The sequence below is a fragment of the Bradyrhizobium sp. KB893862 SZCCT0404 genome, assembly GCF_018130885.1.
GTDB lineage: Bacteria > Pseudomonadota > Alphaproteobacteria > Rhizobiales > Xanthobacteraceae > Bradyrhizobium > Bradyrhizobium stylosanthis.
In genome coordinates, this window is sequence record NZ_JAFCLT010000001.1 from 1,025,395 (window position 1) to 1,039,327 (window position 13,933).

General features: G+C 64.7%; 13 protein-coding genes. 12 read left to right on the forward strand and 1 reads right to left on the reverse strand.

All coding sequences use genetic code 11. The features are described from left to right. The 11 genes from JQ617_RS05180 to mtnK all read left to right on the forward strand — a co-directional run bounded on the left by JQ617_RS05180 (position 1) and on the right by mtnK (position 11,031). Positions 1 to 639: an NADH-quinone oxidoreductase subunit J gene (locus JQ617_RS05180; RefSeq protein WP_212024889.1), complete on the forward strand. Its 639-nt coding sequence runs from the start codon at positions 1 to 3 to the stop codon at positions 637 to 639. Next, positions 636 to 944, forward strand: coding sequence for an NADH-quinone oxidoreductase subunit NuoK (gene nuoK, locus JQ617_RS05185; RefSeq protein ID WP_008547737.1), 309 nt, complete (start codon positions 636 to 638; stop codon positions 942 to 944). Before JQ617_RS05180 ends, nuoK begins: the two co-directional genes overlap by 4 nt. A gap of 8 nt (positions 945 to 952) precedes the next feature. Next, positions 953 to 3,031 (forward strand): NADH-quinone oxidoreductase subunit L, encoded by a 2,079-nt coding sequence (nuoL, locus tag JQ617_RS05190; RefSeq protein ID WP_212024891.1) that lies wholly within the window; start codon positions 953 to 955, stop codon positions 3,029 to 3,031. Next, positions 3,032 to 4,540 carry an NADH-quinone oxidoreductase subunit M gene (locus tag JQ617_RS05195; protein WP_063683180.1) on the forward strand — a complete coding sequence of 503 codons (1,509 nt, stop codon included), beginning with the start codon at positions 3,032 to 3,034 and terminating at the stop codon, positions 4,538 to 4,540. Between the two features lie 22 nt (positions 4,541 to 4,562). Beyond that, complete coding sequence (gene nuoN / locus JQ617_RS05200; protein WP_063683181.1) at positions 4,563 to 5,999, forward strand: NADH-quinone oxidoreductase subunit NuoN; 1,437 nt, start codon at positions 4,563 to 4,565, stop codon at positions 5,997 to 5,999. Position 6,000: 1 nt separating this feature from the next. After that, on the forward strand, positions 6,001 to 6,807 hold the full coding sequence (locus JQ617_RS05205) for a biotin--[acetyl-CoA-carboxylase] ligase (RefSeq protein ID WP_212024893.1): 807 nt from the start codon (positions 6,001 to 6,003) through the stop codon (positions 6,805 to 6,807). Continuing rightward, positions 6,807 to 8,477, forward strand: coding sequence for a ribonuclease J (locus JQ617_RS05210; protein WP_063683183.1), 1,671 nt, complete (start codon positions 6,807 to 6,809; stop codon positions 8,475 to 8,477). Before JQ617_RS05205 ends, JQ617_RS05210 begins: the two co-directional genes overlap by 1 nt. Positions 8,478 to 8,546: 69 nt before the next feature. After that, entirely contained in the window at positions 8,547 to 8,951 is a 405-nt protein-coding gene (mce, locus tag JQ617_RS05215) for a methylmalonyl-CoA epimerase (RefSeq protein ID WP_212024895.1), read from the forward strand. An 8-nt stretch (positions 8,952 to 8,959) separates the two neighbouring features. Then, entirely contained in the window at positions 8,960 to 9,235 is a 276-nt protein-coding gene (locus tag JQ617_RS05220; protein WP_212024897.1) for a DUF1467 family protein, read from the forward strand. A 48-nt stretch (positions 9,236 to 9,283) separates the two neighbouring features. Continuing rightward, the gene (locus JQ617_RS05225) at positions 9,284 to 9,631 is read left to right on the forward strand and encodes a hypothetical protein (protein WP_063683186.1); all 348 of its coding nucleotides are present in this window, start codon (positions 9,284 to 9,286) and stop codon (positions 9,629 to 9,631) included. Between the two features lie 116 nt (positions 9,632 to 9,747). Then, positions 9,748 to 11,031, forward strand: a complete 1,284-nt coding sequence (gene mtnK / locus JQ617_RS05230; RefSeq protein WP_212024899.1) for an S-methyl-5-thioribose kinase — start codon at positions 9,748 to 9,750, stop codon at positions 11,029 to 11,031. Between the two features lie 133 nt (positions 11,032 to 11,164). On the opposite strand, the gene JQ617_RS05235 is transcribed toward mtnK, so the two are convergent. Continuing rightward, positions 11,165 to 12,175 carry a hypothetical protein gene (locus JQ617_RS05235; protein ID WP_249156639.1) on the reverse strand — a complete coding sequence of 337 codons (1,011 nt, stop codon included), beginning with the start codon at positions 12,173 to 12,175 and terminating at the stop codon, positions 11,165 to 11,167. Between the two features lie 146 nt (positions 12,176 to 12,321). On the opposite strand from JQ617_RS05235, the gene JQ617_RS05240 reads away from it, so the two are divergent. Next, complete coding sequence (locus JQ617_RS05240; protein WP_212024901.1) at positions 12,322 to 13,911, forward strand: ABC transporter substrate-binding protein; 1,590 nt, start codon at positions 12,322 to 12,324, stop codon at positions 13,909 to 13,911. Positions 13,912 to 13,933: the final 22 nt, after the last annotated feature.

Below are 13,933 nucleotides of genomic sequence, written 5' to 3' on the forward strand. Positions count from 1 at the left end.
ATGATCCTTCCCGCGCTGTTCTTCTATCTCTTCGCCGGCGTCTGCGTCGCCTCGGCCGTGATGGTGATTGTCTCGCGCAATCCCGTGCACTCCGTGCTGTACCTGATCCTGGCCTTCGTCAACGCCTCCGGCCTGTTCGTGCTGATGGGCGCCGAGTTCCTCGGCATGATGCTGATCGTCGTCTATGTCGGCGCGGTCGCGGTGCTGTTCCTGTTCGTGATCATGATGCTCGACGTCGACTTCGTCGAGCTGCGCGAAGGGTTCATCCAGTACCTGCCGGTCGGCGTCGTGATCGGCGGCATCTTCCTGTTCGAGCTGCTGCTGACGGTCGGCGCCTGGGTCATCAACCCCTCCGTGAGCAAGAACATCACGGCGGCGATCCCGACCAACGTCTCCAACACCGAAGCGCTGGGGCTCGTGCTCTATACGAAGTACATCCACTACTTCCAGCTCTCGGGCATGGTCCTGCTGGTCGCCATGATCGGTGCCATCGTGCTGACGCTGCGCCACAAGGCGAGCGTGAAGCGGCAGGACATCAACGTTCAGAACGCGCGCACGCCCGACATGGCGATGGCGATGCGCAAGGTGGCGCCGGGGCAGGGGCTCTCGGATGCCGACGCGGCGGAGTGGGTGAAATGACGATCGGGCTCGGACATTATCTGGCGGTCGGCGCGATCCTGTTCACGCTCGGGATCCTCGGCATCTTCCTGAACCGCAAGAACATCATCGTCATCCTGATGTCGATCGAGCTCATCCTGCTCTCGGTCAACATCAACCTCGTCGCGTTCTCGACCTTCCTCGGCGACATCGTCGGCCAGGTCTTCGCGCTGCTGGTGCTGACGGTCGCGGCTGCTGAAGCCGCGATCGGTCTCGCCATCCTGGTGGTCTATTTCCGCAACCGTGGCTCGATCGCGGTTGAGGACGTCAATCTGATGAAGGGCTGAGCTCTCAAATGGTTCAGGCAATCGTTTTTCTGCCTCTGCTGGGCGCCATTCTGGCAGGGCTCATCGCCCTGGCCGGCGCGCATGCCCGCAACCCCTCGGGCGACGAGCTCGATCATCATGGCGACCATGGCCACGGCGACGCGCACGCGTCGGCTGCCCATGACGACCACGGTCACGACGATCACGGCCATGACGACCACGGCCACGGTCCGGTCGAGCCGGCCGCGGCCGGTTCGCGCGCCGCCGAGCTGATCACCACCGGTCTGCTGTTCGTCTCGGCCGCGCTGTCCTGGATGACGCTGGTCGACGTCGGCTTCATGCACCATGACGCCCGCATCCAGCTGCTGCCCTTCATCTTCTCCGGCGACCTCCAGGTCTGGTGGGCGCTGCGCGTCGACACGCTGACCGCCGTGATGCTGGTGGTGGTGACGACCGTGTCCTCGCTCGTGCACCTCTATTCCATCGGCTACATGGACGAGGATCCGAACCGGCCGCGCTTCTTCGGCTATCTCTCGCTGTTCACCTTCGCCATGCTGATGCTGGTGACCGCGGACAACCTCGTGCAGCTGTTCTTCGGCTGGGAAGGCGTGGGTCTGGCCAGCTACCTCCTGATCGGCTTCTGGTACCAGAAGCCATCGGCGAACGCGGCCGCCATCAAGGCCTTCGTGGTCAACCGCGTCGGCGACTTCGGTTTTGCGCTCGGCATCTTCGCGATCTTCATGCTGACGAGCTCGACCGATTTCGAGACCATCTTCCATGCCGCGCCGGGCCTCACCGGCAAGACCATCAACTTCCTCGGCTGGCATGCCGACGCGCTGACCTTGACCTGCCTGCTGCTGTTCATGGGCGCGATGGGCAAGTCGGCGCAGTTCCTGCTGCACACCTGGTTGCCGGACGCGATGGAAGGCCCGACCCCGGTGTCGGCGCTGATCCACGCCGCGACCATGGTCACCGCCGGCGTCTTCATGGTCGCGCGCCTGTCGCCGCTGTTCGAGCTCGCCCCGAACGCCCAGGCCGTGGTGATGTTCTTCGGTGCCACCACCGCGTTCTTCGCGGCGACCATCGGCCTCGTCCAGAACGACATCAAGCGCATCGTCGCCTACTCGACCTGTTCCCAGCTCGGCTACATGTTCGTGGCGATGGGAGCAGGGGCCTACTCGGTCGGCATGTTCCACCTGTTCACGCACGCCTTCTTCAAGGCGCTGCTGTTCTTGGGTTCCGGCTCGGTGATCTACGCGATGCACCACGAGCAGGACATCCGCAACATGGGCGGCCTCTGGAAGAAGATCCCCTACACCTATGCGGTGATGGTGGTCGGCACGCTGGCCCTGACCGGTTTCCCGCTCACCGCCGGCTACTTCTCCAAGGACGCGATCATCGAGTCCGCCTACGCCTCGCACAACCCGTTCGCGATGTACGGCTTCCTGATGACCGTCGTCGCCGCGGGCCTGACCTCGTTCTACTCCTGGCGCCTGATCTTCAAGACCTTCCACGGCGAGCCGCATGACGAGCATCATTACGAGGCCGCGCATGAGGCCCCGCTCTGGATCCTGATCCCGATCGGCGTGCTCGCAGTCGGCTCGTTCGTCGCCGGTCTTCCGTTCAAGGAGCTCTTCGCCGGTCACGGCGTCGAGGAGTTCTTCCGCGAGTCCGTGAAGATGAACCCGCACATCATCGAGGAGATGCACCACATCCCCGAGACCATCGCCTTCCTGCCGACGGTGATGATGGTGCTGGGCTTCCTCGTCTCGTACCTGTTCTACATCCGCCGGCCCTATCTGCCGGTCGAGCTCGCGAACACGCAGCCGATGCTGTACCAGTTCCTGCTCAACAAATGGTACTTCGACGAGCTGTACGACCTCATCTTCGTCCGTCCGGCGAAGTGGATCGGCTATCAGCTCTGGAAGAAGGGCGACGGCTTCATCATCGACGGCTTCGGCCCCGACGGTGTCTCGGCCCGCGTGCTGGACATCACCCGCAACGTCGTGAAGATCCAGACCGGTTATCTCTATCACTACGCATTCGCCATGCTGATCGGTGCCGCCGGCCTGATCACCTGGTTCATGTTCGGCTTTGGAGGCCAGTAAATGACAACCTGGCCCATTCTTTCGGTCACGACGTTCCTGCCGCTGGTCGGCGCGCTGATCGTCTATCTCAGCCGCGGTGACGACGAGGCGGCCAAGCGCAATTCGCGCTGGATCGCGCTCTGGACCACGCTGATCACCTTCGCGGTGTCGGTGATCCTGGTCATGCGCTTCGACCCCAACAACCCGGACTTCCAGTTCGTCGAGAAGGCGAACTGGCTCGCCGCCGGCATCACCTATCACATGGGCGTCGACGGCATCTCGCTGCCGCTGGTGATCCTGACCACCGCCGTGATGCCGTTCTGCATCATCGCGAGCTGGAAGGCGATCACCAACCGCGTCCGCGAATACATGATGGCGTTCCTGATCCTGGAAACGCTGATGATCGGCACCTTCTCGGCGCTCGACCTCGTGCTGTTCTACCTGTTCTTCGAGGGCGGCCTGATCCCGATGTTCCTGATCATCGGCGTCTGGGGCGGTCCGCGCCGGGTCTACGCGTCGTTCAAGTTCTTCCTCTACACGCTGCTCGGCTCGGTCCTGATGCTGCTCGCCATCATGGCGCTGTACTGGAACGGCGGCACCACCGACATCCCGACCCTGATGCACACGGCCGTGCCGCGTAGCTTGCAGACCTGGGCGTGGCTCGCCTTCTTCGCCTCCTTTGCGGTGAAGATGCCGATGTGGCCGGTGCACACCTGGCTTCCCGACGCGCACGTCGAGGCGCCGACCGCGGGCTCCGTGGTCCTCGCGGCGATCCTGCTGAAGATGGGCGGCTACGGCTTCCTGCGCTTCTCGCTGCCGATGTTCCCGCTGGCTTCGCATGACTTCGCGCCGTTCGTGTTCACGCTCTCGGCCATCGCCATCATCTACACCTCGCTGGTGGCCTTGATGCAGGAGGACATGAAGAAGCTGATCGCCTACTCGTCGGTGGCGCATATGGGCTTCGTCACGATGGGCATCTTCGCCGGCACCATGCAGGGCGTCGCGGGCGGCATGTTCCAGATGATCTCGCACGGCATCGTCTCCGGCGCGCTGTTCCTCTGCGTCGGCGTCGTCTACGACCGGCTGCACACCCGCGAGATCGCGGCCTATGGCGGCCTCGTCAACCGGATGCCGCTCTACGCGATGACCTTCATGATCTTCACCATGGCCAATGTCGGTCTGCCCGGCACCAGCGGCTTCGTCGGTGAGTTCATGACGCTGCTCGGCACCTTCAAGGTCTCGATCCCGACCGCGTTCTTCGCCACCTTCGGCGTGATCCTCTCGGCGGGCTACGCGCTGTGGCTCTACCGCAAGGTCGTGTTCGGGGCGCTGGTCAAGCCGTCGCTGGCGAGCATGAAGGATCTCACCTTGCGCGAATGCGTGACGCTGTTCCCGATGATCGCGCTGACGATCCTGTTCGGCGTCTGGCCCAAGCCCGTGCTCGACATGTCGGCCGCCTCGGTCCAGCAACTCGTCAACAATTACAACACCGCTGTGACGGCCGTGAAGGCCGCCGCACTGCTCCAGTGATCGGGCAGGTCAGGATATCGCCATGAGCTTTACGACTGCAGGTTATCAACTGGCGCCGGTGCTGCCCGAGCTCGTGCTCGCGATCGGCGCCATGGCGCTTCTGATGCTGGGAGCCTATCGCGGGCAGGGGACGACAAGCGCGGTCACCTCGCTGGCCGTGCTGCTTCTCGTCGTGGTCGGCGTGCTCGAATACATGCTGCCCGCGGGCAAGCAGGTCACCTTCGGCGGCAGCTTCATCGTCGACGACTTCGCCCGCTTCATGAAGATCTTGGCGCTGATCGGCTCGGCGGTGACGCTGATCCTGTCGACCGAGTTCCTGGCCGACCCGTCGCGCCGCATCTTCGAATACGCCATCCTGGTGCTGCTCTCGACGCTCGGCATGATGGTGCTGATCTCGGCCGGCGACCTGATCTCGCTCTATCTCGGCCTCGAATTGATGTCGCTGGCGCTCTATGTCGTGGCGGCCTCGAACCGCGACAACGCCAAGTCGACCGAAGCCGGCCTGAAGTACTTCGTGCTCGGCGCGCTGTCCTCGGGCATGCTGCTTTACGGCGCCTCGCTGATCTACGGCTTCACCGGCACCGTGAGCTTCACCGGCATCGCCGCGGCCGCGACGATGTCGAATGTCGGCCTGGTGTTCGGCCTCGTCTTCCTGCTCGCCGGCCTCTGCTTCAAGGTTTCGGCGGTGCCGTTCCACATGTGGACGCCGGACGTGTATGAGGGCGCCCCGACGCCGGTCACCGCCTTCTTCGCCTCGGCGCCGAAGGTGGCCGCGCTCGCCGTCTTCACCCGCGTCACGCTGACCGCATTCCCAGGCATCGTCTCGCAGTGGCAGCAGATCCTGGTGTTCGTCTCGATCGCCTCGATGGCGCTCGGCTCCTTCGCCGCGATCGGTCAGACCAACATCAAGCGCCTGATGGCCTATTCCTCGATCGGCCACATGGGCTTCGCGCTCGTCGGCCTCGCCTCCGGCACGGTCGAGGGTGCGCAGGGCGTGCTGATGTACATCGTGATCTATGTCGCGATGACGCTCGGTTCGTTCTCGATCATCCTCGCCATGAAGCGCAACGGCCAGGCCGTCGAGCAGATCAGCGATTTCGCCGGCCTGTCGCGCACCAATCCGCTGCTCGCCTTCATGTTCGCGATGCTGCTGTTCTCGCTCGCCGGTATCCCGCCGCTCGCCGGCTTCTTCGCGAAGTGGTACGTCTTCGTCGCCGCCATCAAGGCAAACCTGTTCACGCTCGCCGTGATCGGCGTGCTCTCCAGCGTCGTCGGCGCCTACTACTATCTCGCCATCGTCAAGACGATGTATTTCGACGAGCCGGCCGGCCAGGTCGATCCGGTGCGCGTCGAGGTGAAGACGGTGCTGGCGGTTGCGGGCGTGTTCAACATCCTGTTCGCGCTGATCGCGGGCCCGGTGGTGAGCGTCGCCTCCGCTGCGGCAAAGTCGCTGTTCTAGGATGGGGTTCGCGCTCGGTCCTCGCGCACAGGCCGCGGGCTACAGGCTCGCGGCTTTCGAACGGACCGGCTCGACCAACACCGACGCGATCGAGCACGCGCGGGCCGGCGAACGCGGCCCGATGTGGTTCGTCACCTCCGAGCAGACCGCCGGCCGCGGCCGTCGCCAGCGCCCCTGGATCGCCCCGAAGGGCAATCTCGCCGCCAGCGTCCTCGAAGTCCTGGATATCGCGCCTGCGGTTGCCGCCACGATCGGCTTTGCGGCCGGGCTGGCGGAGGAGGCCGCTCTCGAGAAGGTCAGCCTCGAGGCCGCGATGCGGCTCGGCGAGGGCCGTCCCCGCTACGCCCTGAAATGGCCGAATGACGTGCTTGCCAACGGCAAGAAGCTCGTCGGCATCGGCCTCGAGGCGGAGGCCGTCGGCGACCGCCTCGCCATCGTTACCGGCATCGGCACCAACGTCGTCGCCGCACCCGAGGGCACGCCGACGCCCGCCGTGTCGCTGGCCGCCCTCGGCGTCCAGATCAGCGCGGAGGAGCTGTTCACGGCCCTGTCGGATGCCTGGGTCGAGTTCCGTGGCATATGGGACAATGGCCGCGGCTTCGCCGAGATCCGTAAACTGTGGCTGGCGCGCGCCGCCGGTCTCGGCGAGCGGGTGGCGATCCACACGGGGACGACGACGCTGGAAGGCATTTTCGACACCATCGACGACACCGGCTGCCTGATCGTCCGCACCGCGGAGGGCCGGCGCGTGCCGGTGGCGGCGGGTGAGGTCTTCTTTGGTCCGGCCCGTTCCGTGGGAGCTGCGTGATGGCAAGGCCGGACGAACTGGTATTTGCGCCGCTCGGCGGCGTCGGCGAGATCGGCATGAACCTGTCGATCTATGGCCTCGGCAACCGCCACCAGCGCTCCTGGCTCGCGGTCGATCTCGGCGTCTCCTTCGGCGACGAGGAGCACCTGCCGGGTATCGACCTGATCATGCCCGACATCTCCTTCCTGGAGAAGGAACGCAAGAACCTGATGGGCCTCGTGCTGACGCACGCCCATGAGGACCATTTCGGCGCCATCATCGATCTCTGGCCGAAGCTAAAATGCCCGATCTACGCGACCAAGTTCAGCGCCGCACTGTTCGAGGCCAAATGCGCCGCCGAGCGCAATGCGCCGGAGATCCCGGTGACCGTGGTGCCGTCAGGCGGGCGCGTCGATATCGGCCCGTTCAATGTCGAGTTCATCCCCGTCGCGCATTCGATTCCGGAAGCGCATGCGCTGGCGATCCACACCGAAGCCGGCATCGTGCTGCACACCGGCGACTGGAAGATCGACCCGACCCCGACGCTGGGCGCCCCGACCGACGAGAAGCGGCTGCGCGAGCTCGGCGAGGAGGGCGTTCTCGCTCTGATCGGCGATTCCACCAACGCCGTGCGCGACGGCCGCTCTCCTTCCGAAGCCGAGGTCGCCAAGACCATCATCGACCTCGTGAAGTCCGCCAAGGGCCGCGTCGCGGTGACCACGTTTGCTTCGAACGTTGCCCGCGTGAAGGCCGTGGCCGACGCCGCCAGGGCTGCCGACCGCGAGGTCGTCGTGGTCGGCCGCGCCATGGAGCGCGTGGTGCAGGTCGCGCGCGAGACCGGCTATCTCGAGGACGTGCAGAATTTCCGCTCGCCCGAGGTCTACGGCCACCTGCCGCAGGACAAGGTGCTGGCGCTGTGCACCGGCAGCCAGGGCGAGCCGCGTGCCGCGCTCGCGCGCATCGCCAATGACGACCACCCCGAGATCACGCTGAACCGCGGCGACAGCGTCATCTTCTCCTCGCGCACCATTCCCGGCAACGAGAAGGCGGTTGGCTCGATCATCAACAATCTGGTGCTGCAGGGCGTCGAGGTCATCACCGATCGCGACGCGCTGGTCCACGTCTCCGGCCATCCCCGCCGCGACGAGCTGCGCGACCTGATCTCCTGGGTGAAGCCGCAGCTCCTGATCCCCGTCCATGGCGAGGCCCTGCATCTGCACGAGCATGCCAAGCTCGCCCGCGCCGCCGGCGTGCCGCGCGTGCTGGTCTGCCGCAACGGCGATCTCGTCAAGCTCGGGCCCGGCGATCCCGGCGTCGTCGGCGAGGTGCCGTCGGGCCGGCTCTACAAGGACGGCACGATCCTTGAGGATTCCAAGTCCCGCGCGGTGGTCGAGCGGCGGCGCATGGCCTTCTCCGGCTGCGCCTTCGTCGCCATTGCCATGACAGCGCAGGGCGAGCTCGCCGACGAACCCGAGGTCGATCTGGTCGGCATTCCCGAGAAGAACCGGGCCGGCGAGACCTTCGACGACCTGGTCTTCGATGCCGTCATGTCCACGATCGAGGGGCTGCCGAAGGCGCGGCGCCGGGATCCCGACGCGCTCGGTGAATCGGTGCGACGCGCTGTCCGGGCCGTCATCAACGAACATTGGGGCAAAAAGCCCCCCTGTCTGGTACACGTCCTGACAGTGTAATCGCGTAGGCATGGTCTCGCGGGCGGTTCGCTTCGCCCAGTCCGGATCGTGCGCTGAGGGAGAAGAAACATGCTGGGTCGCCTCAACCACGTCGCGATCGCGACCAGGGATGCCGTCAAGGCCGCGAAGATCTACGGCGCCGCGTTCGGCGCCCAGATCTCGGAAGCCGTGCCGCTGCCCGAGCACGGCGTCATCACCGTGTTCGCGACCCTGCCCAACACCAAGATCGAGTTCATCGAGCCGCTCGGGGAAGCCTCGCCGATCGCCAAATTCGTGGAGCGCAACCCCGACGGCGGCATCCACCATGTCTGCTACGAGGTGGTCGACATCATCGCCTCCCGCGACACGCTGGTGAAGGAGGGGGCAAGGGTGCTCGGCGACGGCGTGCCGAAGATCGGCGCCCACGGCAAGCCGGTGCTGTTCCTGCACCCCAAGGGTTTTTCCGGCGCCCTCGTCGAAATCGAGCAGGCGTAAGCCGTCCCATGGCCATCCAGATCTCGACCGCGATTGCGATCTACTTCGTCATCTGGTGGGTCGCGCTGTTCCTGACGCTGCCGTTCGGCGTGCGCAGCCAGCACGAGGACGGCGTGGGCGCGCCCGGCACCGACCCAGGCGCGCCGATCCTGACGCGGATGGGCCGCAAGCTGATCTGGACCACGATCATCTCGGCGATCGTCTACGGCCTCGGCATGCTGGCCTATCATGCCGGCTATCTCTCGATCGAACGGCTGTCGAAATTGATGGGCATGCCGTTCTAGCTATTCTTTGCTGGAATTTTCCCGTTGCGTGGGTTGTTGGGGGAACGAATGACTTTTCAAAGGATCGTCGTCGCGCTTCTGGTGCTGATCGTCGCCGGCCTTGGGGCCGTCGGCTATTTCGAATGGAAGATGGCGGTGCAGGTGCGCACCCTGAAGGCGTTCGTCGAGGGCTATGTCTTCAACGACGCGGTGATGGCCTGCGAGCAGGCCAAGAGCTCGACGCCGTTCAAGTGGAACGGCGGCAAGAGCACCTCGGTGATCGGGCTGAACTCGGTCAAGCTGGACAAATACAACGTCGTCGCCAGCTACACGCTGGTGGCGGACGGCGTCTATTGTGATTACGATCCGATCAAAAGAAAGGCCGAGATCGGCTCGAGCTTCCTGGAGCGGGAGTAACGATCCGGCCCCATAGAGCATGATCCGGAAAGTGTGAAGCGGTTTTCCTTGAAGATCATGCTCAAATATAAAAAACGAAAGCGCGATTTCATCGCGCTTTAGGGGATGGGATCGCCATGGCGCAGGCGGCGGATTACCGGATTCTGCATGAGGCCGACTTGCGGGACTATCTCGCTGGCCTTCCGGACCTGAGGGCGCTGCTCGGCGGCGAGCCCGCGTCCTGGGCGATCACCGAGGTCGGCGACGGCAATCTCAACCTCGTCTTCATCGTCAAGGGCGCGAAGGGCGGCGTCGCCGTGAAGCAGGCGCTGCCCTATGTGCGCCTCGTCGGCGAGAGCTGGCCGCTGCCGCTGTCGCGCGCGCATTACGAATATCTCGCGCTGTCGCGGCAGGCACAGCTCGCCCCGGGCCTCGTGCCGGCGCTGCTGCACCACAATGACAAGCTGGCGCTGACCGTGATGGAGCTGCTCGAGCCCCACATCATCATGCGCAAGGGTCTGGTCGCCGCAACGCAATATCCTGGTTTCGTGGACGACATCACCACCTTCATGGCGCGAACGCTGTTCTTCACCTCGGACCTCGCCCTGCCGGCTGCCGAGAAGAAGGAGGCCATCGCGGCCTTTGCGGGCAACCATGCGCTGTGCAAGATCACCGAGGATCTGATCTTCACCGATCCCTACCGCATCGCCGAACAGAACCGCTGGACTGCGCCTTACCTCGATGGCCTCGCCGCAAACCTCCGCGACGACATGGAGCTGCATGTCGCGATCTCCCGGCTGAAGCTGAAATTCATGGCAAGCCCGGAAGCGCTGCTGCACGGCGACCTCCACACCGGCTCGATCATGGTCACGGAGAGCCAGACGCGGGTCATCGACCCGGAGTTTGCGTTCTACGGTCCGATGGGGTTCGACGTCGGCGCGGTGCTGGCCAATCTGCTGATGGCCTATTTTGCCTCCGCAGGCCATGAGCGCACGCAAGGCGAGCGGGCTGCCTTCGAGGTCTGGGTGCTGGAGACGGTCGACAAGGTCTGGAACGAGTTCTCCCGCAAATTCCTCGACCTCTGGCGCACCGGGCCGACCGGCGATGCTTACCCGACCTCACTTTTCACCGGCGACAAGGGCTCCTTGCGCCTGGAGGCCGAGCGGCAGGCCTACATGCAGCGCCTGTTCACCGACACCGTCGGCTTCGCCGCGGCCAAAACCATCCGTCGTATCTTCGGCCTCGCGCACAACATCGATTTCGAGCTGATCGAGGACCCCAGGAGGCAGGCGATCAGCGAAGCCCGCGCCGTGCGGCTCGCACGGGGCATGATGGTGGAGGCGGCGGCGTTCCGGACGATCGCCGACGTCACCGGCGCCGCGCGGAAAGTGCGCGACTGGCAGCCGGAGTTGACGGGCTAGGCGCCTGACAACGAGGTCTCCACGTTCCGTCATTGCGAGCGTAGCGAAGCAATCCAGAGTGGTTCCGCAGCGGAGGTCCGGATGGCTTCGTCGCAAGAGCTCCTCGCAATGACGAGGGGAGAGACGCGGGACCTCAATAAAGCCGCATCGGCAGCAGGATGCCGTCCGAGCCGGCCAGCAGACCCCAGGTTTCATCGGCCGCGACCTCGAACTCCCGGCTTTGCGCCGCGCTACCGTCCACCTTCAGGGTGACCTTGTACTTGCCGGGCGGCAGATCGATCCTTTGGCCGCCCGGTAGTTCGCCTGCGGCGCTGTCGGAGTTCGTCAGCTTCTCGCCGGCGTGCGCCGCCAGCGTGATCGTCTGCTCGGCGACGGTGATGACTGCCGCTTCATCCGTCTTGTTGCCGAGGATCAGCCTCACTTGCCCCGGCTTCGGCAGCAGGCCGCCGGTCGCCGCGACGAATTTGCGCCGCGACAGCTCGGCGATGGTCTTGTCGTCCTGACGGGAGAGCCGGAGCAGGGCCAGCCCTGCGCCTGTCCTGAAGGTGATCACCGCCCGGTCGGCTGCGACGACCGCGCCGTCATCCTCGGTCCAGCCACGCTTGCCGAGTGCGTCGCGGTAGAAGCCGAGCACGGAAGCGAGATCGCGCGGCGTCTCGGCATAGATCGAATTGATCTGCGGCGAACTCTTTGCCGTCGTGAGGGTCCAGTCCTCGGGCAGCGGCAGGCCGGTGACCTCAGCGAGCTTGGCTTCGAAACCCGCGCCTGCGCCGCGCGCGATCATCCCGACGGGGATGCTGAGCAGCCGTTCGACGACATTATCCGCAGTCTCGTGACTTCGGACCGCCCACCAGGTCTGGTCGAGATAGTCGTTCGACCCGGAGGTGCGGCTCCAGCCAAAGCGAATGCTGTCCGCGTCGCTGTGCCGGCCGGGGCTGGCCGCGACCGGGCTTGCGAGCGCAGCCGCCGCGGCGACCAGACTGCCCGCGAGCAAAACACCTAAAATTCGGCGCTTCATCTTTTCCGCGATCCCATTTTTCCGCGATTCCCGCGGCTCAGATGACGATCCTGAGCTTGGTCGCGCTGATCGCGAAAAATGTTCACTGCTCCCGGTCATGCGATGATGCACCGCGTCAATCGGCAACTTGCATCGCCGTGGGATGCAACCAGATCCACGAGCTTGTCGCTGCCTCAGGAACCGGCATCACGTGGCATCAAATCGAAGCTTGCGTTCGACGGGCTACGAATGATCAAATCCCTGATCGAAATACCTGCGTCGGTGGGGGACCCATGATGTTGAGGATGATCGCGATCGTTGCTGGTCTGGGGCTGGCACTCGCCGCCTCGGCAGAGGCCCAGACGCCGCGCAAGGGCGGAACCATCCGCATGACCGCGCCCTACGGCTCGAGCTTCACCAGCCTCGACATCCACGCCACCCAGCGCGCCCAGGACGAGATCTACGCCAAGGCGCTGCATCGCTCGCTCTACATCTGGAATTCCGCGGAAGGAAGGCCGGTTCTGGAGCTCGCCAAGGAGGACGTGGTTTCGGGCGGAGGCCTCGTTCACACCTTCAAGCTGCGCGACGACGCCTATTTCCACAACGGCCGCAAGATGACCGCCGATGACGTGATCTGGACCTTTACCCGCATCATGGACGGCACCAAGGCCTTTCCCGGCGCACGTTTCGTCCGCGTCATCGAGGGCGCCGCCGCGGTCGAGAAGGGGCAGGCCAAGGAGATCTCCGGCCTGAAGAAGATCGACGATTTCACCCTCGAGATGAAGCTGACCGAAAAGGTCGATCCCGGTTTCTACTTCTTCACCGCGCTGACCTCGATCTATCCTGCCGACGAAGGCGCCAAGGAGAGCTTCATCCAGAAGCCGATCGGCCTCGGACCGTTCAAGTTCGTCGAGCACGTGCCGGGATCGCGCATCGTGCTGGAGCGCTGGGACCGCTTCTACAAGCCCGGCAAGCCCTACGCCGACAAGGTCGTCGTGTCGATCATGGCCGAGGCCGCGGCGCGCGACGTCGCCTTCCGCAACAAGGAGATTGACACGTCCGTGCTCGGGCCCGCGCAGTACGTGGCCTACCAGTCCGATGCCAATCTCAAGGGCACCATCGTCGAGGTCGCCGAGGTGTTCACGCGCTACATGGGCATGAATCCCTCGTTCAAGCCGTTCACGGACAAGCGCGTCCGCCAGGCGATCAACTACGCGATCGATACCGATCTGATCATCAACAAGCTGGTCAAGGGCAAGGCGTATCGCGCCACCAGCTGGCTGCCGCTGACTTCGCCCGCCTACGACAAGGCGATGAAGCCTTACCCCTTTGATCCCGCCAAGGCCAAGCAGCTGCTTACAGAGGCCGGTTACCCCAATGGCTTCGAATTCGAATGGACCACCAGCCAGAACGAGAGCTGGGGCCTGCCGATCGTCTCGGCCGTGATCCCGATGCTGGACAAGGTCGGAATCAAGGCGAAGGTCAAGCAGGTCGAGACCGCGGTGCTGGCGGAGGTGGTGCGCAGCGGCGACTACCAGGCCTTCATCTATTCGCAGCAGAGCGGCCCGGATCCCCAGGCTGCGCTCAAATGCTTCCACTCCGCGACGCCGCAATCGGCCTGCAACTACATGAACTTCAAAAATGCCGAGTTCGACAAGATCGTCGATGCGGCCGGGCAGGCTGACGCTCCTGAGCAGCGCGTCGCGCTGCTGCAGAAGGCCAATGCGCTCCTCTACGAGGAAGCGCCGGTCTGGTTCTTCAACTACAACAAGGCGGTCATGGCCGTGCAGCCGTGGCTCAAGGGCGTTCAGCAGAACGCGACGGAGCTGACCCACCAGAATGTCGAAGACCTCTGGGTCGACGAGACCTCGCCCGCGAAGTGACACGCGCGCTCCCTCGATCGCA